This is a genomic window from Sphaerotilus sp. (assembly GCF_031429695.1).
In the GTDB taxonomy this organism is placed as follows: Bacteria; Pseudomonadota; Gammaproteobacteria; order Burkholderiales; family Burkholderiaceae_C; genus Sphaerotilus.
In genome coordinates this window covers 14,853-39,591 of the sequence record NZ_JANPAB010000041.1, presented here as the reverse complement: position 1 = coordinate 39,591, position 24,739 = coordinate 14,853, and the positions used below count along the sequence as shown (strand labels likewise).

The following is a 24,739-nucleotide window of genomic DNA, read 5'->3' as shown; positions in this document are numbered from 1 at the left end:
AGCACGACGCCATGGACACCCACGCCGCCGCCCAGTCCGGCACCCGCCCGGTCGCCGACGGGCAAGCCTTCGATGTCGCCGCATTGGAGCACTGGCTCGCCGCCCGCCTGCCGGGCTTTGCGGGGCCGCTGACGGTCCGACAGTTCAAGGGCGGGCAGTCGAACCCGACCTACCAGCTCGTCACCCCTGGCGCCGTCTACGTGATGCGCGCCAAGCCGGGGCCTGCCGCGAAGCTGCTGCCGTCGGCACACGCCATCGAGCGCGAATTCCGGGTGATGCAGGCGCTGGCCGCCACCGACGTGCCCGTCGCGCAGATGCATCTGCTGTGCGAGGACGAGCGCGTCATCGGCCGCGCCTTCTACGTGATGGAGCATGTCGCCGGCCGCGTGCTGTGGGACCAGACGCTGCCGGACATGCACCGTGCCGAGCGGGGCGCCATCTACGACGAGATGAACCGCGTGCTGGCTGCGCTGCACCGGGTCGACCCGGTGGCGATCGGCCTGGGCGACTACGGCCGGCCGGGCAGCTATTTCGAGCGCCAGACCGCACGCTGGAGCAAGCAGTACCTCGCCTCGGTCACCGAGCCGATCGCCGAGATGGACCGGCTGATCGCGTGGCTTCCCGCCCACCTGCCCGCGTACGCCCGCGACGACACGCAGGTCTCGATCGCCCATGGCGACTACCGGCTCGACAACCTGATGTTCCACCCGACCGAGCCGCGGGTGCTCGCGGTGCTGGACTGGGAGCTGTCCACGCTGGGCCACCCGATCGCCGATTTCAGCTACCACTGCATGGCGTGGCACATCCCGCCGGGCACCTTCCGCGGCATCGGCGGGGTCGCGCTGGAGCCGCTGGGCATCCCGTCCGAAGCCGAGTACGTGCAGCGCTATCTGGCCCGCGTCAACGAAGGCCGCACCGGTGGACTGACCTTCGAGGCGCTGATGCCCGACTGGGACTACTACCTCGCCTACAACATGTTCCGCATCGCCGCGATCCTGCAGGGCATCGCGCGGCGGGTGGTCGATGGCACGGCATCGAGTGCGCAGGCACGCCAGGCCGGCGCCGGGGCACGGCCGATGGCGGAGCTGGCGTGGAAACATGCGGTCAAGGCCGGGGCCAGTCCAGCCTGAAGCACGCTCGACGGCCTCACACGGCAATGTCGGTGTGCGGCCCGATCCGGGACGGCATGCCGAGCGCCATCATGTCGGAGTCCATCGGGATCTCCATCACCGAGGGTTCGTCGAGCGCCGAAGAATGCACCAGCCGGCCGCTGGACACCTCCCGCACCACGGTGGCATTGGCGGTGGATGCCGCCTTGTTCATCAGCTGCCGTGCCGAGGCCGCCGCCGCTTCGGCGAGGTTGCAGGCGCCGTCGAGCATGGCGGCTTCCGTCACCTGCGCCTCGGTGCGCAGATAAATCCGGCCGCGCAGCGTCATCAGCACCAGCGGTGCGTCGTCGCCGAGCCAGTTGTGCGCAGCGCGGCTGACACGGCTGAGCAGATCCCCTTCCAGCCAGCGCTGGGCGTGGGGCGGCGACGAGGACAGCATCACGTAGCCCGCCACGGTGGATGGCACCGGCACCCGCTCCAGCATCGACAGCCAGCGCACCTCCTCTGGCAGCGTCGTGTCGATGCCGGTCTGGTGGTCCTGCACCAGGGTCTGGTAGGCCTGGCTGTCGAGCCGCTGCGCCAGCGAACGCGACATCAGCAGGATCTCCAGGTGCTGCGGCAAACCGGCCTCGATGCACACGCGCAGTTCCCGTTCGAGGATGTAGGCGCGCTTGGTGGGGCCCCATTCGAGCCGGCCGCGGCGACCTTCCCAGTCGAATTCGACCACACGTCCTTCGCCGCGGCGCACCCGCTTGAGCCGGTGCCCGCGGGCCTCGGCCCACTCGTCCAGCACTTGCGTGTCAGTGGTCGTCTCGGTGCGCGACCCCAGCAGTCGCTGAAGACGTTGCAGGGCTTTGATCATGGCGGTGGCGGTGTCGTTGGGACGGTGAAGACTCACCGATGCACCCATATCGACGGCAGCCCAGGAAAACTGTAGCTGTTCGGGAGTTGCCCGGATCGGGTCAGGTCAGTCCTGCGGGATGATCTCGACCGACACGGTGAGCTGCTCGCCGCCGCCGCCACTGCGCACCCCGCGCACGGGTGCACACGCGGCGTAGTCCGGCCCCACGGCGATCTGCACATGGCGCTCGTCCACCACACAGCCGTGGGTCACATCCAAACCCAGCCAGCGCCGCTCTGCCGGATCGAGACAGACCTGGGCCCAGGCATGGCTGGCCAGCTCCGGCCCACCACGTGCATGGAAATAGCCGCTCACATACCGAGCCGGCAAACCCACGGCCCGGCAGGCGGCGACCAGCACATGCGCCTGGTCCTGGCAGACACCGACCCCGCCTAGCCACGCCTCGGCCGCGGTGGTGTTCGCGTTGGTGCGCCCAGGCTGGTAGCGCACGCACTCGGCCACCAGCGCGGTCAGCGCCAGCGCCTGTGCCTGACGGCCCTCCACCCCGCGCACGGCAGCCAGCGCGCTGCGACGCAGTGCGTCGTCCGCCCGGGCCAGCGCCGAGGGCATGAGATACAGCCGCGGATCCGGACCCAGTGGATCGGACTGCAACGGGGTGCCCAGCGTCTCGACCATCCCCGTCGCCTCGCACTGCAGCATCCGCGCCCCGGCCCCCACGGCCAGCACATGGCTGTGGTTGCCCCAGGCATCGGTCTGTGGCTGCAACGGTGTGGGCGACTGGAGCTGCCAGTGGTGGACGTGCTGGGTGTCGGTGTGGCGCGGCGTCAGGCACAGCGTCTGGACAGCGCTGCGCAGCGGCTGGGTGTAGCGGTAGTGGGTGCGGTGGCGGATCTGGTACTTCACACCTGCATCTTGCAAGACACGGGCCAAACCGTCACGCCAAGTCCCCGGGCGTCACTCGGACTCGATCACGGCGTCCAGCGGCTCCACCGTCACCGCCACCCGCGGCTCAGCCCGCCCGCCGCCGCGGATCACGCCCCGCAATGGGGCAACGTCGGCATAGTCGCGCCCCCAGGCGAGCGTGACGTGGTCGGTGCCGGCGGGCACGGCGTTGGTCGGATCCAGCGCCACCCAGCCATGCACCGGGCACCACACCGACACCCAGGCGTGCGACGCATCGGCGCCGATCAGCCGCGGCTGGCCCGGCGGCGGGTGGGTCAGCAGGTAGCCGCTGACGTAGCGCGCCGCCAGTCCGATCGAACGCATCGCGCCGATCATGACGTGGGCGAAGTCCTGACAAACGCCCTGCCGCTGCGCCAGAGCTTCCGGGGCCCGGGTGTTGACCGAGGTAGCGAGCGGCTGGTAGGTGAAGTGCCGGAAGATGAGGTGCATCATCGCCAGCGCACCGACCAGCAACGGCGTGCCGGGCCGGAAGACCCTTGTGGCGAAGCGCGCCAGCGAAGCCTCGCGGGGGGCATAGGCCGAGCCGAGCGTGAACTCCACCGCCTCGTCGAAACCGGCACCGGGCCGGTAGCGCAGCCGCGCCGCCACCGCTTCCCACGGCGGACTGCTCTCCGGACGCAGCCGGGGCAGCGGGTCGATCTCGGTCACGAAGCGCGACACCACCAGCAACTGCGCATGCACCCGCGCGTGCGAAAAGCTCACCCGGTGGTTGCCCCAGGGATCGACGCTCTGGTGCAGGCCCCCGTCCGGCGGCGGCGTGACCGACAGCTCCCAGCTGCGCACCCGCTGCAGCGGGGTGTCACGCGGGCGCAGGTGGCCGAGGTGGTGGGCAAGTTCGACCGGCGCGTCGTAGGCGTAGCCGGTTTCGTGGAGGACGCGCAGCGTCACGGCCGGATTCACTGCCATACGGTTCGGTCGGCTGGCCCCACATGCGAGAACAGGTGGCGGCTGATTTCATTGGACAAACCCAGCACGGAGGTGCAACAGGTCCGCAGCGCGTCGAGCAAGGCGGTGTAACGCCCGTCGGCATCGCGGGTACTGAGCGCATCCAGCGACCAGTCTTCGGGCCGCGGCAGGGCCTGCACGATCTCTTCGGCCCAGACGGGATCGTGGCGTGCAAGCTTGCGCAGCCGCTCCCTCAGGGTGCGCGCCACCCAGGCCAGCGAGCGCGGGTTATCGCTGTCGAGCACCAGCAGGTGCAACAGCGGCGGCACCTCGCGCCGGGCCTGGAACTGCGCCCGGTAGGTGATGGTCGAGTCGAACAGCCCGAGCAGCAACGCGAAGCCATCGTCCGTCTCCGTCAGGCCGGCCTTGAACCCGGTGGCCAGCGCATTGGCGAGCATGTCGAGCCGCTCGATCTGGCGCGCCACGCTGAGCAGGCGCCAGCCGTCGTCGCGGGTCATGCGGTCGGTCTGGGCGCCGGTGATGGCGGCCAGGTGCAGCGCCGCCTGGTTGAGCACGCCCAGCACGTCGCTGAGCGGCTCGTGCCCTTCGCGTGACTCGATGGCGGCGAGCTTGCGCGGGAACAGCTCGCTCAAGTCCTTGATCAGGCCCCAGTGCTCGGTGGACAGCCGCTCGCGCAGCGCCTCGGCACAGCCCCGCAGGGCTTGCAGGTTGAACGCGACGCTGGCCCCCGCGCTGGGGTCGCCCATGGCATGGACCAGCGAACGCTCGAAGACCCGCGCCGCCTGACCCGACGGATGCGCCGGCAGCGGCACCGCCGCCGGGATCATGCCGTGGCGCACCAGCAGGCCATGCATCACCTGCAGCACGCCGGTGCTGCCCGCAGGCAGCGCCTCCAGCGTCAGTCGTGCCAACCGAACCGAGTTCTCGGCGCGTTCGGTGTAGCGACCCAGCCAGAACAGGTTCTCGGCGGCGCGGCTGGTGATCACGCGCCGCCAGCCCGCCAATTCGGCCGGCTCCAGCGGCCGGGGCAGCAAGGTGGTCGCATCGACCTTGCCATCGGTCAGCACCCAGGTGTCGGTGCTGGCCGAGCCGGCCTGCATCGACAGATAGGCATCCGTGCCACCACTGCCCAGCCCCTCCGCCGCACGCCGGTTGGCCACCCGCGTCAACCCACCTGGCAGCACACACCAGCCACCTTCGCCGTCCGACATCGCAAAGACCCGCACGACCACCGGCCGCGGCTCCAGCCGCCCGGCGTGCCACACCGGCAACTCCGACGGTCGGGCTGGCGCCATCAGCGTGTGCGCGGCAGGATCGGCGTCAATGCGGGCTTCCCACTGGGACAGGGCCTCGGCATCCAGCGTGCTGGCCATGACCGGCGCGAAATGCGCCGTCACCGCGCTGGACGAGAAGGTCGGAACGATCACGAACTCGCGCAGCTTGCGGCGGTTGGCGGCCCAGACGCTGGCCTCGCCGCACCACCAGCTCGTGTGCGCCGGCAACAGCAGCTCTTCGCCGAGCACGCGCTTGGCCACCCCGGGCCAGAACGCGCTCAGGCCCGGACTCTCCAGCACCCCCGCCCCCGGCGCATTCGCCACCACCACCTCGCCCGCCCGCACCGCCTGCACCAGCCCCGGCACGCCGAGCGCCGAATCGCCGCGCAGCTCCAGCGGATCGAGCCATTCGTCGTCCACCCGGCGCAGCAGCACGTGGACACGCTCCAGCCCGTGCAGCGTCTTGAGGTAGACCTTCTGGTGGCGCACGGTCAGGTCCGAGCCCTCGACCAGCGTCACGCCCAGGTAGCGGGCGAGGAAGACGTGCTCGAAGTAGGTCTCGTTGCGCGGCCCCGGCGTCAGCAGCGCCACGCGCGAGCGCTCGCCCGCCGGACTGACGCGCAGCAGGCCGTCCATCAGCGCGCGAAAGGCCGAGGCCACCCGCTGCACCTTGAGTTCGCGGAAGGCCTCGGGGAATTGCTGGCCGATGATCAGCCGGTTTTCCAGCAGATAGCCCAGGCCGGACGGCGCCTGCGAGCGGTGGCCGACCACGCGCCACTGCCCGTCGGGCCGGCGCGCCAGATCGAAGGCCACCATCTGCAGCCAACGTCCACCGGCCGGTTTCACCCCGTGCATCGGCCGCAGGTACTGCGGATGTGCCAGCACCAGCGACGGTGGCAGAAAACCGTCGTGCAGCAGATCCTGCGCCCCGTAGATGTCCGCCAGCACGGCGTCGAGCAGCCGTGCCCGCTGCTTCACACCCGCCTCGATGCGGGTCCACTCCTGCGGCGTGATCAGCAGCGGCAGCAACTCCAGCGGCCAGGAGCGGGCGCTGTCACCGCCTTCGGCGTAGACGTTGTAGGTCGCGCCATCCTCGCGTACGCGGCGCTGCACGCGCGCGAGGCGCGCAGCAAGGTCCAGCCAACCGGCCGTGCCGTTGGCGTTGAAGAAGCGTGTCCAGACTGGCGCCAGATTGAGTGGACCCGCCGCACCGGGCGCACCCGTCAGGGCACCACGCAGTTCGTCGCGGTGTCCCGGTGTGCCATGCAGGGCGGAGGAGGCCGCCAGGACGGCGGCCTCGGGCGCTTCATCGGGAAGGAGACTCGATTGCATGGCCGCATCATGCCCCGAATCAGCGCGGCCTCAGCACAGCCTCAACTCCGGCGCAGGTCCAGCGTGAACGGGAACTCCAGACTGCGCTGCGCCACGCCCGGCACGACCTTGCCCGGGGTGTGGCCCATCGCGAAGAAGCGCGCCAGACGGCGGCTCTCGGCCTCGAACGAGTTGACCGGGAAGGTCTCGTGGTTGCGTCCGCCAGGATGCGCCACGTGGTACTGGCAGCCGCCCAGCGAACGGTGGTTCCAGGTGTCGATCAGGTCGAAGGTCAGCGGGGCGTGGACGCCGATGGTCGGGTGCAGCGCCGTCGGCGGCTGCCACGCGCGGTAGCGCACGCCGGCCACGTACTCGCCCACCCGCCCGGTCGGCTGCAGCGCCAGCGGCTCGCCATTGACGGTGACGACGTGGCGCGGATCGACCAGCCCGGTGACCCGCACCTCGATGCGCTCCAGCGACGAATCGACATAGCGCACCGTGCCACCGATCGCACCCTCCTCGCCCATCACGTGCCACGGCTCCAGCGCACTGCGCAGCGTCAGGTGAACGCCCCGCGCCGACATCTCGCCCACCTTCGGGAAGCGGAACTCGATGTGCGGCGCGAACCACGCCGCATCGAAGGCATAGCCATCCGCCCGCAGGTCGGCCATCACGTCGTCGAGGTCCATCTTCACGAACGTCGGCAGCAGGAAGCGGTCGTGCAGCTCCGTGCCCCAGCGCACCAGCGGCGCGCGGTAGGGCGCCTTCCAGAACCGGGCGATCAGCGTGCGCAGCAGCAGTTGCTGGACGATCGACATCCGCGCGTGCGGCGGCATCTCGAAGGCGCGCAGCTCCAGCAGACCCAGCCGCCCCGTGGACGAATCCGGCGAATACAGCTTGTCGATGCAGAACTCGCTGCGGTGCGTGTTGCCGGTGACGTCGATCAGCACGTTGCGCAGCGTGCGGTCCACCAGCCACGGCGGCATGTCGGCGCCGTAGACCGCCTTGTTGCGCTCGATCTCGGCCAGCGCGATTTCCAGCTCGTAGATCTGGTCGTTGCGGGCCTCGTCGACCCGTGGGGCCTGGCTGGTCGGGCCGATGAACATGCCCGAGAACAGGTAGCTCAAACTCGGGTGGTTGTGCCAGTAGGTCAGCAGCGAGGCGAGCAGGTCCGGCCGGCGCAGGAACGGCGAATCCGCCGGCGTGGCGCCGCCCATGACCATGTGGTTGCCGCCGCCGGTGCCGGTGTGGCGGCCGTCGAGCATGAACTTCTCGGTGGACAGGCGGGTTTTCCACGCGGCGTCGTAGAGGAACTCGGTCTGCGCCACCAGATCGCGCCAGCTGTGCGCCGGGTGGATGTTGACTTCGATGACACCGGGGTCCGGCGTGACCTGCAGCACCGTCAGGCGCGGATCGCGCGGCGGCGGGTAGCCTTCGAGCACGATCTGGACGCGCAGATCGGCGGCCGTGGCTTCGACTGCGGCGAGCAGGTCGAGGTAGTCCTCCAACCGGGCCAGCGGCGGCATGAACACGTAGAGCACGCCCGATGCCTGACCCACCGCCTCGGCCTTCGGGCCATTGGCGCGGCGCGGGTCGCGGACTTCAACGCACAGCGCAGTGCGGGTGATCCAGTGCGCGGACTCGAAGCGCTGCGGATGGCGAGCCAGTTCCTCCGCCGACAGCGACGACAGCGCAGACAGGGGCGACAGCGGACCCACCCCACCCACCCCGTCATTCCCGCGCAGGCGGGAACCCACGCCTGCCACGCCAGCCACACGGGTGGAGTCGGCGGCATTCAGCGTGGACTGATAGCGCACCTGCACCGCGGTCGGCAGCGCATCCCGCGGTGCGAACGGGTCTTGCTCGATCTGGTACGGATAGTCCTGCTTGCCCACCCAGGGCAGCGAGTCCAGCGGCAGCCGGTAGCCCATCGGCGAATCACCGGGGACCAGGTACATGCGTTCATCGCGGAAGAACCACGGCCCTGTGACCCACCGCGGCCCATCCAGCTCCAGCGATTCGGCCGGCTTGAGCGGCAGCACATAGCCGATCGGCGCCTCCAGCCCTTGCACGAACACCCGGCGCAGGCGCACCCGCTCCAGCTCGTCGTCCAACCGGCTGTCGAAGGGATCGACGTTGACCGGCAGGCGGCGCTCGCGCCACAGGTAGTACCAGGTGTCCTCGTGGCCGGTCTGCACATGGGCATCGGTCATGCCGAGTTTGCCGCTGAGGTGGCGGATGAACCGCTGTGCGTCCTCGGCGGTGTACTGGTGCGGATCGCGCTCGTCGGCGAACAGCTCGGGGTTGTGCCAGCAGGGCTGACCGTCCTTGCGCCAGTAGATCGACAGTGCCCAGCGCGGCAGCTGCTCGCCCGGGTACCACTTGCCCTGGCCGAAGTGCAGGAAACCGCCCTGCCCGTACTCGTCACGCAGGCGGCGCACGAGTTCCTGCGCATAGAGACGTTTGGTCGGGCCGAGCGCATCGGTGTTCCATTCGGCGCCGTCCCGGTCATCGACCGAGACAAAGGTCGGCTCGCCGCCCATCGTCAGGCGCACGTCGCCCGCGACCAGCTCGGCGTCCACGGCCTCGCCCAGCGCCAGCATCGCGCCCCACTGGTCCTCGGTGTAGGGCTTGGTGACCCGCGGCGATTCCCAGATGCGCGTGACCCGCATCTCGTGGCTGAATTCGACCTCGCACTTGTCGACGGCCCCGCTGATCGGCGCCGCGCTCGACGGCTGCGGCGTGCAGGCCAGCGGAATGTGGCCTTCGCCGGCCATCAGGCCCGACGTGGGGTCCAGGCCGATCCAGCCCCCGCCGGGCAGGTAGACCTCGCACCAGGCGTGCAGGTCGGTGAAATCCACCTCGGTGCCGCTCGGGCCGTCGAGGGCCTTCACGTCCGACTTCAGCTGGATCAGGTAGCCCGACACGAAACGCGCCGCCAGCCCCAGGTGGCGCAGCGTCTCCACCATCAGCCAGCCCGAATCACGGCAGGAGCCCGACTTCAGCGTCAGCGTCTCTTCCGGCGTCTGCACCCCAGGCTCCAGCCGGATGCCGTACTGGATGTCGCCCTGCAGCCGCTGGTTGAGGCCGACGAGGAAGTCAATCGTGCGCACTTCCTTGCGGTCGATCGAGTCCACGAACGCCTGCAGGGCCGGCGTGGCGGGCTCGGGCACCAAGTACGGCGCCAGTTCCTGCTTCAGCCCGTCCTCGTAGACGAAGGGGTAGTTCTCGGCGCTCGGCTCCAGGAAGAAGTCGAACGGGTTGTAGACCGACATCTCGGCCACCAGATCGACGGTGACCTTGAAGTGGCGCGTCGGCTCCGGGAAGACGAGGCGGCCGAGGTAGTTCGAGAACGGGTCCTGCTGCCAGTTGATGAAGTGGGTTTCTGGCTCGACCCGCAGCGAGTACGACAGGATCGGCGTGCGGCAGTGCGGCGCCGGTCGCAGGCGCACGATCTGTGGCGCCAGGTTGACCAGGCGGTCGTAGGTGTAGTGGGTGACGTGACTGAGCGCGACGTGGATGGACACGGGAGAGTGCTTTCTGGATTCTTGTATCAGTGAACGGCCACGAGGAAATCGCGGCTGATGCCGGCCCCCAGATCGCCAACGCGGTCGAGGAACTGCGTCAGGTAGGCATGCAGGCCGGTCGACAGGATCTCGTCGATGCGACCGAATTCCAGGTCCGCGTGCAGCCGCCCCGCGCGGCGCAGGGTCTCGGACGTGGCATCGGGGGCCACCAGCTTCAGATTGACGACGACTTCCTGGGTGCAGGCGGCCAGCGAACGCGGCATGTCCTGGCGCAGGATGAGCAGCTCGGCCACCTTCTCCGGCTGGATCACGTTGCGGTAGACCTTGCGGTAGACCTCGAAGCCGGACACCGAGCGCAGGATCGCCGACCAGTGGTAGAAGTCGTATTCCTGATCGCGGGCATCGGCGGCGCCGTAGAAATCGCTCTCGACGGCGTGGAACTTGACGTCCAGCAGGCGGGCTGTGTTGTCGGCCCGCTCCAGGAACGTGCCGATGCGCACGAAGTGCAGCGACTCGTCCTGCAGCATGGTGCCGACCTGCACGCCGCGCGAGAGGTGCGAGCGGAACTTGACCCACTCGAACAGCGCGCTCGGGTCGCGCTCGAAGGTGTTCTCGCGCAGCAGGCGGTTGAATTCGAGCCAGGTCTGGTTGGTGGTTTCCCAGACTTCGGTGGTCAGCGCGCCGCGCACGGCACGGGCGTTCTCCCGCGCCGCCCGCAGGCAGCAGAAGATGGACGACGGATTGCGCTCATCGCGGACCATGTAGTCCATGACGCTCTTGGCAGTGACTTCGCCGTAGCGGCGCTCGAAATCGCCGCTCAGCTCGGAGATGCTCAGCAGGCCGCGCCAGCCCAGCTCCGACACCGCCGTCGATTGCGGCAGCAGCGCGGTCTGGTAGTTCACGTCCAGCATCCGGGCGGTGTTTTCGGCGCGCTCCATGTAGCGCGACATCCAGAACAGGTGATCAGCAGTGCGTGACAGCATTTGGTGTAGTCCTCATCAATCCTCAAGCACCCAGGTGTCCTTGGTGCCACCGCCTTGCGACGAGTTGACCACCAGAGAGCCTTCCTTGAGGGCCACGCGGGTCAAGCCTCCCGGCACCATCTGCACCGTCTTGCCCGACAGTACGAAGGGTCGCAGATCGATGTGACGCGGTGCCACACCCGATTCGACAAACGTCGGGCAGGTGGACAGGCTCAGCGTCGGCTGGGCGATGTAGTTGCTCGGATTGGCGACGAGCTGCGCGCGGAACGCGGCGATCTCGGCCTTGGTGGACGCCGGGCCGACCAGCATGCCGTAGCCACCCGCGCCGTGGACCTCCTTCACCACCAGCTCGTCCAGGTGGTCGAGCACGTAGCGGTAGTCGTCCTGCTCGCGGCAGAGGTAGGTCGGCACGTTGTTGAGGATCGGTTTCTCGCCCAGGTAGAACTCGATCATCTTGGGCACATAGGCGTAGATCGACTTGTCGTCCGCCACCCCGGTACCGACCGCATTCGACAGCGTGACATTGCCGGCCCGGTAGACCGACAGCAGCCCCGGACACCCCAGCGTCGTGTCCGGGCGGAACACCAGCGGATCGAGGAAATCGTCGTCCAGCCGGCGGTAGATCACGTCCACGCGCTTCGGGCCGCGCGTGGTGCGCATGAAGACGAAGTTGTCCTTCACGAACAGGTCCTGGCCCTCGACCAGCTCGACGCCCATCTGCTGCGCCAGGAACGCATGCTCGAAGTAGGCCGAGTTGTACATGCCGGGGGTCAGCACGACGACTGTCGGGTCGTTCACACCGTTCGGGGCGACCTCGCGCAGCGTCTCCAGCAGCAGGTCCGGGTAGTGCGCGACCGGAGCGACGCGGTGCGCCGCGAACAGGTCCGGGAACAGCCGCATCATCATCTTGCGGTTTTCCAGCATGTAGCTCACGCCGCTGGGCACGCGCAGGTTGTCCTCCAGCACGTAGTAGTTGCCGCTGCCATCCGGATTGGCCGCCCGCACGATGTCGATGCCGGAGATGTGCGAGTACACGCCGCCAGGCACGTCCACGCCGATCATCTCGGGGCGGAACTGCGCGTTGGAGAGGATCTGGTCGGCCGGCACGATGCCCGCCTTGACGATCTCCTGCCCGTGGTACACGTCGTGGATGAAGCGGTTGAGCGCCGTGACGCGCTGCTTCAGCCCCTGTTCCATCTCGCGCCATTCGTGGGCGGGAATGACCCGGGGGATCAGGTCGAACGGGATGAGCCGCTCGGTGCCTTCGCCGGAATCCTTGTCGCCGTAGACGGCAAACGTGATCCCGACCCTCCGGAAGATCATCTCCGCCTCTTCGCGCCGTGCATGCATCACCTCAGGCGGCTGCTGGGCCAGCCAGCGCGCATAGGTCCGATAGTGTTCCCGCACCGCAGCGCCAGGGGCAGCGGCATCGGTGGAATTCATTTCGTCGAACATCGGTCTCATGGGTGTGGTGGATCGTTGAGAACAGACTTAGCAATATCAGGGCCATCGACTGCGCGCGCCACAGGTTCGACCCGATGCCAGTAGCGGACACGCTGGTTGCGTGCGCACTCCTGTGTGCCGTCGGCACTGCGCCAGTGCCATGCACCACATTGGGGCGTCCGAACCACCGCGATGCCCTGTGCGTCGTAACGCGCCATCACCGCAGGTGCCGGATGCCCGTAGCGGTTGTGCCGCCCTGCCTGCACGATAGCCCAGGTCGGCTGCACTGATTTGAGAAAAAACAGCGTGGACGAGGATCCGCTGCCGTGGTGCGGCACCAGCAGTACATCGGCTTTCAGGCGCGCTGACTGGCGGATGACCAGGCGCAGTTCCTGGTCGATCCCGATGTCTCCGGTCAGCAGCGCCGCCCGCCCGCTCGCCGACTCCACCCGCAGCACGCACGACACCGCGTTGGGGCGCAGGACGGCGATTCCCGTTCGCTCATGGTCGGCGGCCTCGGGATGCAGCACCTCGAAGCGCACGCCATCCCACACCCAGCGCGTGCCGGCGGTGCAACGCTGGTGCGGCGCGCGCTGGCGCAGCGGATGCCCCGGCTCCAGCGAACTCTGCACCAGCCCCACCGGCAGCGCCCGCAGCACCGCGTCCGCGCCACCGCTGTGGTCCGTGTCACGGTGGCTGACGATCAGTTGGTCGAGCGAGCGCACACCCAGCGCCTGCAGCAGCGGCACCAGCACACGTTCGCCGGCGTTGCCCGCCTCGCCGTGGCGGCCGTAGGCGGGGCCAGTGTCGTAGAGCAGGGCATGGCCGGACGTGCGCACGAGGACAGCGTTGCCCTGGCCGATGTCGGCGGCCAGCAGCTCGAACTCGCCCTGCGGCGGCACGGGCAGCGCGGGCCACAGCATCGGCAGCAGCAGCGGCATGGCCGCCAGTCGCTGCATCACCGGCAGAGGCGCCACCAGCAAGGCAGCGGCGGCAACGCCCAGAGCCTGCGCCCACCAGGGCACGGCGGGCAGATGAACGCTCGCCCAGGGCCACGCTGCCAGCGCCTGCAGCACCCGCATCAGGACATCGACCACCGGCAGCGCCCAGCCCCACAGCGGCGCGAACAGCAGCCCCAGCAGCGCCAGCGGCGTGATCAGCAGCGTCACCACCGGAATCGCCACCGCATTGGCCAGCAGCGAAACCAGCGACACCTGCTGGAAGAACAGCAGCGTCCACGGCGCCAGCCCGACCGTGACGACCCACTGCGTGCGCCAGAGGCTGCGCAATTCGTGCAGCGAGTGCGCGCGCCAGTCGCGGCGCGGCGCCTTGTCGGACGGCGAACCGCCCAGCATCAACAGCCCCACCGCGACAAACGACAACCAGAACCCTGCCTGCAGCATCGCCCAGGGATCCCAGAGGGCGACACCCACCGCGGCCGCCAGCAGGATGCGCGCACCCGACCAGCGCCGCGCCCCGCTGCGCAAGCACACGACGATCGCCAGCATCAGCACCGTGCGCTGCGCCGGCACGCCCCAGCCCGCCAGCAGCGCATAGCAAACCGCCACCGCCAGCCCGCCCCAGCGCGCCACCACCGGCGCCGGCCGGACCAGCAGCCACCCACTGCGCAGCCGCCAGCACCGCCCGATCACCACCCCGCCCAGCCAGCCCAGCAAGGTGACGTGCAGCCCGCTGATCGACACCAGATGCGCCACGCCCGTGGTGCGGAACACGGCCCAGTCCCCACGCTCGATCGCCGCCTGGTCACCCACACCGAGGGCGGCCAGCAGCCCCGCGGCAGGCGTGTCCCCCAACTGGCGGCGCAGGCGGTCGCGCAGATCCTGGCGCAGGCGGTCCACCAGTTCACGGCCGGTTTCCGCCAGCAGCTCGGCGCCCTGCACCGTGCCCACCGCCCCCACCCCGCGCTCGAACAGCGCCAGCGTCGTGTCAAACCCGTGCGGGTTGACCAGCCCGTCCGGCAAGCGCAGCCGCACCGACAGGCGCCACCGCTGGCCGGCGCGGGGCATGGTCTTCGCCGTGAAGCTGGCCGCCTCGCCTGCGGGGTACCACGCCAGACTCAGGCGGGACGGTACGCCCTGGGGCGCCGGAGCGTCTGGACGGTCCACCTCCAGATCGAAGCGCACCCCGTCCGGCCGCCACACCGGCAAACCGGACACCACACCGGTGACGGACAGCGTCTGCCGCTCCAGCGCCGGGTCCAGCCGGTCGGCCAGCCGCTGCTCGGCGCGCCAATCGGTCAGCGACCCTGCGCACAAGGTCACCGCCGGCAGGATCCACACCGCGGCCCGCCACCCTGCCGTCCAGCCGGCCGCCCGACCCGCCACCACCAACCCCAGCGCCATGCTGACCGCCAGCCAGCGCCCATCCGAGCCGGCCAGCGTGGCCTGCTGCAACTGCAACGCCGTGCCGAGCAAGCTCCCCACCGCCGCCCACACGCTCCCCCGGCCCGACGCCCCCATTGCCCCCGCCCCTTCGCTCATTTCGTTTGGCTGCGGCCAGTGTAGGATCGTGCAGATGGCACACCACGGCCACTGTCGTTTTTTCATCTTCAGCATTCCATCCCCTTCCTATACCCATGAACATCTCCCAACACCTCCAGGATCTGGGCATCACGCTGCCGCCCGTGGCCATTCCCGCCGCCGCCTACGTGCACTTCGTGCAGACCGGCAATATGGTCTTCCTGACCGGCCACATCGCCAAGCGCGACGGCCAGCCCTGGGTCGGCCAGCTCGGCAAGACCATGACGACCGCTGAAGGCCAGCAGGCCGCCCGCGCCATCGCCATTGATCTGCTTGGCACGCTGCAAGCGGCGGTCGGCGACCTGGGCCGCGTGCGCCGCATCGTCAAGGTGATGAGCCTGGTCAACAGCACCGGCGACTACACCGAGCAGCACCTCGTCACCAACGGCGCTTCGCAGCTCATCGCAGAGGTCTTCGGCGACCAGATCGGCGCGCACGCCCGCAGCGCCTTCGGTGTCGCCCAGATCCCGCTGGGCGCCTGCGTCGAGATCGAGCTGATCGCCGAGATCGCAGAAATCACCACCACCGAATGACCCCGCTCCGCCTGTTGCAGCGCCACACCCGGCTGGCGTTCGTGCTGGTCGCGCTGGCCTGTCTGGCCAGCGTCGGCGGCGCGCTCTATGCGCAGCATGTCCACGGGATGGAACCCTGCCCGTGGTGCATCCTGCAGCGCATCGTGTACCTGCTGATCGCCGCCGTGGCCCTGCTCGCCGCCGCGCTGCCGGCCGGACTGGCGGGGCGGCTGTCGGCGGGGCTGTCTGCGGTACTGATGGTGGCGCTCGGCCTGTCCGGGGCGGCGGCGGCGCTTTACCAGCATCTGGTGGCCGCCAAGCTGCCCTCGTGCGACATGACGCTGGCCGATCGGATCGTCTCGGGTCTCGGCCTGGACGCCTGGCAACCGGAGGTGTTCGAGGTGCGCTCGTCGTGCGCAGATGCGGCGGTGTCGCTGCTCGGGGTGCCCTTCGAGCTGTGGAGCTGCGCGCTGTTCGGACTGGTGGTGGTGCTGTCGGCCGGGCTGGTGTGGGCGACACTTGCCCCGAAGCCTGGGGATGCGGACCCGTGGGCACGGGGCCTTGCGGGCCGCAAGACTGGGGCCTAATGGCGCCATGAGCGAGCAGGAGCAGATCAGGGTGGTGGCGCAGGAACAGGCCGAGCGGGTCGTCCAGCGCCTGATGCGGCGTTACAGCGCCGATACCCACCGTCCCGTGCCGCCGTCCGCGCAGGACGGCGCCTTCCGCGACTGGCTGGGACTCGCCAGCGGCATGCCGCCGGCCGAACTGAGCCGGGCCACGGTCGAACAGGTCGACACCCGCCTCATTCCCCTCGAAGTCAGCCGGCAGCGCCTGTGCGTGGCGCTGCGTGCGGCCGACGGCGCTGTCGCCCTGGTGCTGGCCGACCCCTTCGACCGCGACCACCGCTTGTGGCTGGAAGCACGGCTGCGCGACGCCGGCCACCCGCGCACCCGCTGGTATGTCACACCGGTGCAGGCGCTGCTCGGTTTCGTCGACCGCATCGAACACACCCGCCTCGCCGACGAGGCCCACCACACCGGCGTGCGTCGACCCGGGCGTGACGTGCCGATCGAATCGGACGCGCTGCGCCACATCAACGGCGTGCTGCGCCAGGCCCTGAGCGCCCGCGCCACCCATGTGCACTGGCTCCAGGCCGACGCAGGGGCGCCGACCGACGGCACCTGGCGGATGCGCGTCGAAGGGGTATTGCGCCGCATTCCGGCCTTGGCGGAGGCCCAGGCGCCCTCGTTCGACGCGGTGTTCGACGCCTTGCAGGCGGCCGCGACGCGGGATGGCCACCTGCCGGTCGTGCACGCCGGGCGGCAGCTGACGGCGCAAGTCATGGTGCTGTCGCGCGAAACCGCGGCGGGGGGCATCGAACGTGCCGCAGTGCTGCATCTGCCGGCGCCCGCTGCTGCAGGCCACCGCCCCACCCTCGACGAGCTGGGCCATGACGGGTCCACACTCACCCGGATGCGCAGCACCCTGCAGCTGGCGCACGGAGTGTCGCTGGTGGTCTCGCCACGCGGTGCGGGCAAGTCGGACACCTTGCAGGCACTCGCCCGGGAGCTGGGCGCAGGGGGCGGGAGGGTTCTGCTGCTGGCGCGACCCTCGGCGGCGGAACTCGCCACAGCGCTCGCCCAGGATCCCGACCACCTGCTCATCGACGAAGCGAGCGACGCGGCAGCGGTGGCCCTGCTGGCGGATGAAGTGCTGCAGGGCCGCCCAGTCGTTCTCGCGGTGGCGGCGCCGGACCCGTGGTCGGCACTGGTGCGGCTGGAGCGCCAAGGCTGGCCGGTGGCGCTGCTGGCGGGTGGGCTGCGCGGTGTGCTGGTGCAACACCTGCTGCGCCTGAACTGCCCGTCCTGCAGCCGCCCGGTGACACCCATGCGGGCTGGGCAGATGGCCTCAGTGCGCGGCAACGGCTGTGCGGACTGCGACCACACCGGCCAGCTCGGCCGCCAGGTGATCAGCCGCTGGTTGGCGCTGACGCCGGTGCTGGCGGACCTGCTCGCCACGCGGGCTTCACCGCAGGCATGGAACGCCGAAGCGGTCCGCGATGGTTACAGCGGCCTGCACGACGCCGCACTCGACTGGGTCAGTGCCGGGCTCGTCTCGCTGGAGGAAGCCCGACGTGTCACTGCGATGGCGGTCTGAGCTGCTGCTGGAGCTGCGCATGCGGGGCTGCCAGGCGCAGCTGCTTGGCGCTGGCTGGACGCAGCAGAGCCAGGCCTCGGCCAGTGCCGGCGGCAGTGGCGGCAGCGCACTCTCGGCGGCGCTGGCAGCGCTGCGGCTGGCCGATGTGGACACGCTGCCGTCGATTGCGCGCCTGCGGGTCGCCGACGAATACGTGCTGCACCGGCTGATCGAGGGCGAGGGCTCGCGCACCGAGCTGCTCGCGCAGGCCCGCGCCCACTTCGACCAGGCGCTCGGGCCGGGCGAGCGCCACGTGATGCTGATGCCGCTGGGGCGCCGGCGCCACCGCTGGCTGGCGAGCGCGGTGACTGCCGGCGATCTTGCTGCGTGGACCGACGCCCTGTCCCAGGCGGGTGTCCATCTGGAGGAGATGCAGCCGATGCTGTTCGACGAATGGCAGCGCCTGCGCGGGCAGATCCGCGATGAGGACGCTGTGCTGGCGCTGCTGCGAGACGAGGGCGCAACCCTGATCCGCCTGATCAACGGATTGCCGGTGGACCTGCTCTGGGAGCGCTTTGATCCGGGCGATGCTGCCACGCTGGACCGCCGCCTGAGGGCCTTTGCGCGCACGCCGCAAGGCCGCAGCCTGCGCCCCGCGTGGGCCCAGACCGACCATTCCGATGTGACCCGCCCACCCAGCGAAGCGACCCAGGTGATCTACCTGCTGCCCGAGAGCAAGACGCTGTGCCGCTACGTGTGGGACCGCGAGACGGTGCGCGGCGGCATCGACGCTCCCTGAGGCGCGGACTCGAACGGCTCGTCCGGATCGGCACCCGCCAGCCGCATGCCGACCTGCACCCGCAAGCCACCCAGTTCCGGCGAACGGTCCACCTCGACCGACAGGTGCAGCGCCAGCGCAATGCGGCGCACGATGGACCAGCCGAGTCCACTGCCTGGCCTCTCATTGCCAAGCGCACGGAAAAACCGCTCGCCCAGCCGTGCCAGATGCTCGGGCGGCAGGCCGGGGCCGCTGTCCTCGACCACCAGCATCACCCAGTCCGGCATCACCGGCACCACCGAGACACGCACCGTCGCCCCGCGCGGGCTGTAGCGCAGCGCGTTGTCGATCAGGTTGCGCAGCAGCACCGCCAGCAGCGTCGGCTCGGCCCGCACCTGCAGCCAGCCCACCTCCTCGGGCGCCTCCAGCTGGAGTTCCTGCCCTTCGTCGAAGGCCGCCGACGCGATCTCGACCACCTCGTCGCGGGCCAGCACCACCAGATCGACCTGGCCAGGTCGGGTCTGGGGCTCAGCCTCCAGACGGGCCAGCGTCAGCAGCTGCTGCACCAGGCGGGTGGCCCGGTCGCAGCCGACCAGCGTGGACTGCAAGGCGTGGCGGCGCGCTGCCGGGTCGTGCACGGCCAGCGCCGCTTGCGCCTGCGCGCGGATACCGGCGATCGGTGTGCGCAGCTCGTGGGCAGCGTCGGCGGTGAAGCGCCGCTCGGACGCCAGCAGCGCAGTGGTGCGCTCGAACAGCTCGTTGAGGGCGCTCACCAGCGGCAGCAGCTCGGTCGGTGCGTCGTGCATCTGGATGGGGTCGAGCGCAGCTGGATCGCGCCCCGCCAGCTCCTTGCCGAGCCGGTCCAGCGGCACGAGACCCAATCGGACGGCCCACCACACACTCAGACCCAACAGCGGCAGCGCCACCAGCAGCGGCAGGAGCGAGCTGCGCAGCACCGCCTGGAGGATTTCGGCCCGCGAATAGCTCAGCTCGCCGACCAGCACGATCACGTCGGACTTGGCGGGTCGTGCAGCGAAGACGCGCCACTCCCGCCCGGCCAGCCGCGTGGCGTGGAAACCGGGTTGCAGGGGCGCCAGCGGCTCGGCGGGCGCATTCCACGAGTGCATGTCGAGCTGACCCGCCCGCCAGACCTGGAAAGCGACCCGCGGCGAATAGCGGTGCAGGTTGTTGGCCGGCGGCAGCAAGACCTCACCGCCATCCTGCAGCTGCAGCGCCACCAGCAACGCCGCCGACTGCGCCAGGTGGCCATCCAGCAGGTCATCGAGTTCGCGGCGTGTGTCGGCCCAGGCCAGCACCGCCGCCAGCAGCCACAGCAGCGACACCCCCGCCAGCACCCGCCGCAGCAGCCGCGTGCGCAGCGAACTGCTGGCGACCCGTGCGGTCACAGCGGCGCGAGGCTGCTGTCGGCGCCGGGGTCAGTGGCGGCCGGGCTGGACTGCGCGGCAAATGCGTAGCCGACACCCCGCACGGTGCGGATGCGGTGCGAGCCGAGCTTGCGCCGCAGGTGGTGGACGTGGACCTCGATGGTGTTGCTGCCCACTTCCTCGCCCCAGCCGTAGAGGTGGTTTTCGAGCTGTTCGCGGGTCAGCACACGGCCCGGACGCAGCATCAGCACATGCAGCAGGCTGAACTCGCGGCTGGAGAGCTTGACGATCTCGCCGTCGGCCCAGACTTCCCGGGACGCGGGCTGCAGATCGACGCCGTTACAGCTGAGGCGGTCCTGCGCCTGACCGTGGGAGCGGCGCACCAGCGCACGCAGCCGTGCTGCCAGTTCATGCAGATCGACGGGTTTGACCACGTAGTCGTCCGCGCCGAGGTCGAGCGCCTGGATGCGCTGGGGCACAGCGTCACGCGCCGTCAGCACCAGCACGGGGGTCGCCACACCGCGGGTGCGCAGGTTGTGCAGCACGTCCATGCCATCGACCCGGGGCAAGCCCAGATCGAGGATCGCCGCGGTGTAGGTCTGGTTCAGCAGCTCGCGCTCGGCCGCCACACCGTCGCGGACCCAGTCGACCTGAAAACCCAGGGCCTTGAGCCCTGCGCGCAGACCATCGCCCAGCAAGGGGTCGTCTTCTGCCAGCAGCAATCGCATGATTTGAAAATATCCCTCAGTGAATGGCCCGATGGTACCGGCTGGGAATGAAGGCGACCTTAGTTTGAAACAATTTCCCGCGGAGCCAAAAAAGAAGGCCCGACCAAAAAAAGGGTCGGGCCTGAAAGCCCGCGCCACCGGAGTGGCACGGTGCGGGGGAACTGGAGAATTGAAGCGTTAATTCACGGAGCTTAAAAACTCACAAAACTCACGACAGTTACGATTTGAACACAACCGAACGCATGAAACCAACAGCAGCCTACACAGACCACCTTAACGGAGATTAACCCGTTCACCGCTTTATCAATTGAGGTACCCGTAATATCAAAATCACCACAGATACCTGAATCAAAGCGCCGATCAAAGCGCCGATCACAACGCTGAAATAGTCTGCACCTTCATCGTGGTGTCGATCGCCCGGCCCTTGCGCGCGCGGCGACCGGCATAGGGCGCCAGCGCCACCGGCCGCAGATCCTCGTCCCGCGGCTTGGCCCCGCGTCCCAGACCACTGACCCGCAAGCCCGTCGCCAGCGGCACCACCATCCGCAGCGGATCGGCCGCATCGACCTCCATCAGCGTCAGCCCGCGCCCGCCGTTGGGCTGGTGCTTGAGTTCGCCCAGCCCGAACACCAGCAGCCGCCCGCCCGCGGACAGACAAGCCACCTGCGTGTGCTTCGGCTCCACCCTGACCGGTGGGAACCACTGCTCGCCAGCCTCCAGCGTCAGGTAGCTCTTGCCGCCCTTCTGCCGCGTGACGAGATCGCCGAGTTTCGCCAGCAATCCCGTGCCGCCACTGTGGGCCAGCAGCAGCATCTGCTCGGCCGGACCCGCCAGGTAGTGCAGGATCTGCGTGCCCGACTCCATCTCGACCAGCGAAGTGATCGGCGCGCCATCGCCACGCGCTCCGGGCAAGGCACTGACCGGCACCGAATACACACGCCCATTGCTGCCACAGACGATCAGCGGATCCACCGTGCGGCACTCGAACGTCCCGTACAGCCCGTCGCCCGCCTTGAATGCGAAGCCGGCCGCGTCGTGCCCATGGCCGGTGCGCGCACGCACCCAGCCCTTCTGGCTCACCACCACCGTCACCGGCTCGTCGATCACCTTCACCTCGGCGACGGCCTTCTTCTCGGCCTGGATCAGCGTGCGGCGGTCGTCACCGAACTGTTTCGTGTCTGCCTCGATCTCGCGGACCACCAGCCGGCGCAGCGAACCCGGGTTGCCGAGGATGTCTTCCAGCTTGCCCTGCTCGCCGCGCAGCTCGGCCAGTTCCTGCTCGATCTTGATCGCCTCCAGCCGGGCGAGCTGGCGCAGGCGGATTTCGAGGATGTCCTCGGCCTGCCGGTCGCTCAGGCGGAAGCGCGCGATCAGCGCCGCCTTCGGCTCGTCGCTCTCACGGATGAGGTGGATCACCTCGTCGATGTTGAGCAGAACGGTCTGCCGCCCTTCGAGGATGTGGATGCGGTCGAGCACGCGGGCCAGCCGGTGTTCGGTGCGCCGCCGCACCGTGGCCAGCCGGAAGCCGATCCACTCGGTGAGCATTTGCCGCAGGCTCTTCTGCGTCGGGCGGCCGTCAGCGCCGACCATGGTCAGGTTGACGGGCGCGGAGCTTTCGAGGCTGGTGTGCGCCAGCAACGTGGTGATCAGCTCCTGTTGGTCGATGGCGCGGCTCTTGGGCTCGAACACCAGCCGCACGGCCGCGTCCTTGCTCGACTCGTCGCGCACGCCATCCAGCACGGACAGCACGGTGGTCTTGAGCTGCGTCTGCTCGGGCGTGAGGGCCTTCTTGCCGGTCTTGACCTTCGGGTTGGTCAACTCCTCGATTTCTTCGAGCACGCGCTGGCTGCTGGCGCCGGGCGGCAGTTCGGTGACGACCAGTTGCCACTGGCCGCGCGCCAAGTCCTCGATCTTCCAGCGCGCACGCACCTTGAGCGAGCCGCGGCCGGTGCGGTAGGCGTCGCGGATGTCGCTCTCGCTGCTGATGAGCTGGCCGCCGCCGGGGTAGTCCGGGCCGGGCAGCAGGGCGTGCAGCGCGTCGTCGCCCAGGTGTTCGTCGCGGATCAGCGCGACCACCGCGGCCGATACCTCGCGCAGGTTGTGGCTGGGAATCTCTGTCGCCAGGCCGACCGCGATGCCGGACGCGCCGTTCAGCAGCACGAAGGGCAGCCGGGCCGGCAACTGGCGCGGCTCCTCGGTCGAGCCGTCGTAGTTGGGGATGAACTCGACCGTGCCCTCGTCGATCTCGTCCAGCAGCAGCCGGGAAATCGGGGCCAGCCGCGCCTCGGTGTAGCGCATGGCCGCGGCACCGTCACCGTCACGCGAGCCGAAGTTGCCCTGCCCGTCGATGAGTGGGTAGCGCAGCGCGAAATCCTGTGCCATGCGGACCAGCGCGTCGTAGGCCGCCGTATCGCCATGCGGGTGGTACCGGCCGAGCACGTCACCGACGACGCGGGCGCTCTTGACGGGACGCGCGCCGCTGGTCTGGCCGCTGGTGCTGCGCGAGGTGGTCAGGCCCATGCGCTGCATCGCGTAGAGGATGCGGCGCTGCACGGGTTTCTGGCCGTCGCAGACATCGGGCAGTGCCCGGCCCTTGACGACGCTGAGCGCGTATTCGAGGTAGGCGCGCTCGGCGTAATGCGCCAGCGTCAGCGTCTGGGTGGTGTCGTCACCAGGGAGAAAGTCGATCGTGGTCTGGTCCATCTTGCGGCAGTCGGGTCACGGCATGACCCGCCGCCTCAGCGGAGACCGGCACGGGTCACGTCAGGCGCAGTGGCGCACCTGCGGCGCGATTGTGCAGGACATCGCAGACACCACCAGGTGGGTCGCCAGGCGGATCCGGGTGTTTGGTGCCTGGCCGTTGTCGCTGTTGTTGTTGCAGGCATCGGCGGTGCCGCTGTTGCGGTCTGTTCGCCTTTCCCACAGTGATTCCCCCGACAGTCGTCTTTATTGAAAAAGACCCTCCCTGTCAGTTGTAATTCCCTACGAGCCATCCGCGGGGGGGAGGATATGCGGCTCGCATGCGCATGGTAGGCACCGATGATCGGTGCGGTACCCGACAGAGGTCTTGCCAGAACCCAGACTTTGGTCGTGAATTCGGATTCACCACGCGGCCTGGTACGACCGCGGATTGAAGCGCGGATGTCGGGTCACGGCGCCGATGTCCACGAACTCGAAGTCATTGAGCTTCATGCGCTGGATCTGCCAGATCGTCAGTCGGCCCCAGCGCGCATCAGGCTCGCCCTGCACGAAGAAGTCCGAGCCGATGTCCGCTACGTAGAGACCGTACTTCTGCATCGCGCGCGCCAGCACCCTGGCCTGGGCCGTCCACCAGAACGGGATGTCGAAGTCCGCCCGAAGCCGCAGCAACGCGCCGAAGGGTATGCCGTCGGACCGGGTCGTTCCGGCGGAGTGGCTGGCCGGCCAGGCATGGCGGCGGTCGAGCACCGCGTCGCGAAAGGTCACGCGCAGCGCATGGGGAATGACGCCGGCCTCCACCTCGTCGATGCGCACCAGCAGCGGCAGGATGGGCAGGCCTGCCGCGTCGGCCGAGGTCCAGCCGTCCGGGCGCATCTCCATCGACTTCAAGTCCCAGGCGGCAGTGGAATAGGCACTCCAGCGGCCGTTCACCTGGTAGCTGAAAAAACTTTCCCAGAGACGGCAGGCGCCCTGCTCCAGCACCAGCACATGGCGGTCCCCGCAAGTGACCGGGTCATTGCAGGCACCGCGTTCGGCCTTCAGAAGAGCTTCGTTCGGATAAGGAAAGCGTCGGCGCGACGGGATCACGCCATCGCAGCCGCGCCTGATCGCCGGTGTGCCCTGGTCGCCAACAGCGCAGTCGCTTTCGGTCGGCACACCTTGGCCATTCGAGTCGCGGGCATCCTGGATGGCGTGGCTCACCAGCGGCCAGCGGGTCGTGTCCGGGGTGCCGTCGACAACGTTGACCGGAATGCCGTAGTACCGCTCGGTCTGCGCAGGATCGACCGTCCGCCCCCAGTCGGCGTGCAGCTTGCGACCCAGACCAATGGAGTTCAGCCAGGCATTGCTCCGCTCGTGCGGCGGAAAGCGCTGCACGTCGTCGATGCGCTGGTTGAAGATCGCGCTGGAGGGGAAAAGTTCGCAGCCAGCGAGCGTCGTTGCAGCCTGTGCAGCGAAACCGGCCAGCGCGGAGACAGCGAGCGCAGCAGCTCGCAGACAAGAATGAACGGACATGGGCGTCGGGGCAGCAGCCGGAGGGAAATATCGATCACCGAGTATCGAGTATCGATCCATCACCACCGCA

General features: G+C 69.2%; 18 protein-coding genes. 6 read left to right on the top strand and 12 right to left on the bottom strand.

Features of this window, described 5'->3' with window-relative positions:
• Window positions 1–11 precede the first annotated feature (11 nt).
• Entirely contained in the window at window positions 12–1,130 is a 1,119-nt protein-coding gene (locus tag RMP06_RS07680) for a phosphotransferase (protein WP_310461183.1), read from the top strand.
• 16 nt (window positions 1,131–1,146) lie between these two features.
• Here the strand turns inward: RMP06_RS07680 and RMP06_RS07675 are convergent, their stop codons facing one another.
• The 8 genes from RMP06_RS07675 to RMP06_RS07640 all read right to left on the bottom strand — a co-directional run bounded on the left by RMP06_RS07675 (window position 1,147) and on the right by RMP06_RS07640 (window position 14,879).
• Window positions 1,147–1,971: a hypothetical protein gene (locus RMP06_RS07675; protein WP_310461182.1), complete on the bottom strand. Its 825-nt coding sequence runs from the start codon at window positions 1,969–1,971 to the stop codon at window positions 1,147–1,149.
• 105 nt (window positions 1,972–2,076) lie between these two features.
• Window positions 2,077–2,874: a transglutaminase family protein gene (locus RMP06_RS07670; RefSeq protein ID WP_310461181.1), complete on the bottom strand. Its 798-nt coding sequence runs from the start codon at window positions 2,872–2,874 to the stop codon at window positions 2,077–2,079.
• 51 nt (window positions 2,875–2,925) lie between these two features.
• On the bottom strand, window positions 2,926–3,822 hold the full coding sequence (locus tag RMP06_RS07665) for a transglutaminase family protein (RefSeq protein WP_310461180.1): 897 nt from the start codon (window positions 3,820–3,822) through the stop codon (window positions 2,926–2,928).
• Between the two features lie 8 nt (window positions 3,823–3,830).
• Window positions 3,831–6,446: a circularly permuted type 2 ATP-grasp protein gene (locus tag RMP06_RS07660; RefSeq protein ID WP_310461179.1), complete on the bottom strand. Its 2,616-nt coding sequence runs from the start codon at window positions 6,444–6,446 to the stop codon at window positions 3,831–3,833.
• 41 nt (window positions 6,447–6,487) lie between these two features.
• A complete protein-coding gene (locus RMP06_RS07655; RefSeq protein WP_310461178.1) occupies window positions 6,488–9,952 on the bottom strand; it encodes a transglutaminase family protein in 3,465 nt (1,154 codons plus the stop codon).
• A gap of 26 nt (window positions 9,953–9,978) precedes the next feature.
• On the bottom strand, window positions 9,979–10,935 hold the full coding sequence (locus tag RMP06_RS07650; protein WP_310461177.1) for an alpha-E domain-containing protein: 957 nt from the start codon (window positions 10,933–10,935) through the stop codon (window positions 9,979–9,981).
• Between the two features lie 15 nt (window positions 10,936–10,950).
• Complete coding sequence (locus RMP06_RS07645) at window positions 10,951–12,399, bottom strand: circularly permuted type 2 ATP-grasp protein (protein WP_310461176.1); 1,449 nt, start codon at window positions 12,397–12,399, stop codon at window positions 10,951–10,953.
• Complete coding sequence (locus RMP06_RS07640; protein ID WP_310461175.1) at window positions 12,396–14,879, bottom strand: DNA internalization-related competence protein ComEC/Rec2; 2,484 nt, start codon at window positions 14,877–14,879, stop codon at window positions 12,396–12,398. Before RMP06_RS07640 ends, RMP06_RS07645 begins: the two co-directional genes overlap by 4 nt.
• Window positions 14,880–14,974: 95 nt before the next feature.
• Here RMP06_RS07640 and RMP06_RS07635 point away from each other — a divergent pair, with 95 nt between their 5' ends.
• From RMP06_RS07635 to RMP06_RS07620, 4 genes are read left to right on the top strand one after another with little or no spacing between them, the layout of a single operon-like run.
• Window positions 14,975–15,451: a RidA family protein gene (locus tag RMP06_RS07635; RefSeq protein ID WP_310461174.1), complete on the top strand. Its 477-nt coding sequence runs from the start codon at window positions 14,975–14,977 to the stop codon at window positions 15,449–15,451.
• A complete protein-coding gene (locus RMP06_RS07630; RefSeq protein WP_310461173.1) occupies window positions 15,448–16,017 on the top strand; it encodes a disulfide bond formation protein B in 570 nt (189 codons plus the stop codon). The genes RMP06_RS07635 and RMP06_RS07630 overlap by 4 nt, the downstream gene beginning before the upstream one ends.
• Window positions 16,018–16,024: 7 nt before the next feature.
• Window positions 16,025–17,587 (top strand): ATPase, T2SS/T4P/T4SS family, encoded by a 1,563-nt coding sequence (locus RMP06_RS07625; protein WP_310461172.1) that lies wholly within the window; start codon window positions 16,025–16,027, stop codon window positions 17,585–17,587.
• Window positions 17,565–18,365: a hypothetical protein gene (locus RMP06_RS07620; protein WP_310461171.1), complete on the top strand. Its 801-nt coding sequence runs from the start codon at window positions 17,565–17,567 to the stop codon at window positions 18,363–18,365. The genes RMP06_RS07625 and RMP06_RS07620 overlap by 23 nt, the downstream gene beginning before the upstream one ends.
• Here RMP06_RS07620 and RMP06_RS07615 read toward each other — a convergent pair.
• The 3 genes from RMP06_RS07615 to parC form a co-directional block, all read right to left on the bottom strand.
• Entirely contained in the window at window positions 18,317–19,750 is a 1,434-nt protein-coding gene (locus RMP06_RS07615; protein WP_310461170.1) for an ATP-binding protein, read from the bottom strand. The genes RMP06_RS07620 and RMP06_RS07615 overlap by 49 nt on opposite strands.
• The gene (locus RMP06_RS07610) at window positions 19,747–20,457 is read right to left on the bottom strand and encodes a response regulator (RefSeq protein ID WP_310461169.1); all 711 of its coding nucleotides are present in this window, start codon (window positions 20,455–20,457) and stop codon (window positions 19,747–19,749) included. Before RMP06_RS07610 ends, RMP06_RS07615 begins: the two co-directional genes overlap by 4 nt.
• Window positions 20,458–20,829: 372 nt before the next feature.
• The gene (gene parC, locus RMP06_RS07605) at window positions 20,830–23,160 is read right to left on the bottom strand and encodes a DNA topoisomerase IV subunit A (protein WP_310461168.1); all 2,331 of its coding nucleotides are present in this window, start codon (window positions 23,158–23,160) and stop codon (window positions 20,830–20,832) included.
• Window positions 23,161–23,182: 22 nt separating this feature from the next.
• Here parC and RMP06_RS07600 point away from each other — a divergent pair, with 22 nt between their 5' ends.
• Window positions 23,183–23,410: a hypothetical protein gene (locus tag RMP06_RS07600; RefSeq protein ID WP_310461167.1), complete on the top strand. Its 228-nt coding sequence runs from the start codon at window positions 23,183–23,185 to the stop codon at window positions 23,408–23,410.
• 149 nt (window positions 23,411–23,559) lie between these two features.
• On the opposite strand, the gene RMP06_RS07595 is transcribed toward RMP06_RS07600, so the two are convergent.
• A complete protein-coding gene (locus tag RMP06_RS07595; RefSeq protein WP_310461166.1) occupies window positions 23,560–24,669 on the bottom strand; it encodes a hypothetical protein in 1,110 nt (369 codons plus the stop codon).
• Window positions 24,670–24,739 lie beyond the last annotated feature (70 nt).

Coding starts and splice junctions, on each gene's coding strand:
- RMP06_RS07680 (WP_310461183.1), top strand. CDS start 12: ATGGACACCCACGCCGCCGCCCAGTCCGGCACCCGCCCGGTCGCCGAC.
- RMP06_RS07675 (WP_310461182.1), bottom strand. CDS start 1,971: ATGATCAAAGCCCTGCAACGTCTTCAGCGACTGCTGGGGTCGCGCACC.
- RMP06_RS07660 (WP_310461179.1), bottom strand. CDS start 6,446: ATGCAATCGAGTCTCCTTCCCGATGAAGCGCCCGAGGCCGCCGTCCTG.
- RMP06_RS07650 (WP_310461177.1), bottom strand. CDS start 10,935: ATGCTGTCACGCACTGCTGATCACCTGTTCTGGATGTCGCGCTACATG.
- RMP06_RS07645 (WP_310461176.1), bottom strand. CDS start 12,399: ATGAGACCGATGTTCGACGAAATGAATTCCACCGATGCCGCTGCCCCT.
- RMP06_RS07640 (WP_310461175.1), bottom strand. CDS start 14,879: ATGAGCGAAGGGGCGGGGGCAATGGGGGCGTCGGGCCGGGGGAGCGTG.
- RMP06_RS07635 (WP_310461174.1), top strand. CDS start 14,975: ATGAACATCTCCCAACACCTCCAGGATCTGGGCATCACGCTGCCGCCC.
- RMP06_RS07630 (WP_310461173.1), top strand. CDS start 15,448: ATGACCCCGCTCCGCCTGTTGCAGCGCCACACCCGGCTGGCGTTCGTG.
- RMP06_RS07625 (WP_310461172.1), top strand. CDS start 16,025: ATGAGCGAGCAGGAGCAGATCAGGGTGGTGGCGCAGGAACAGGCCGAG.
- RMP06_RS07610 (WP_310461169.1), bottom strand. CDS start 20,457: ATGCGATTGCTGCTGGCAGAAGACGACCCCTTGCTGGGCGATGGTCTG.
- parC (WP_310461168.1), bottom strand. CDS start 23,160: ATGGACCAGACCACGATCGACTTTCTCCCTGGTGACGACACCACCCAG.
- RMP06_RS07600 (WP_310461167.1), top strand. CDS start 23,183: ATGACCCGCCGCCTCAGCGGAGACCGGCACGGGTCACGTCAGGCGCAG.
- RMP06_RS07595 (WP_310461166.1), bottom strand. CDS start 24,669: ATGTCCGTTCATTCTTGTCTGCGAGCTGCTGCGCTCGCTGTCTCCGCG.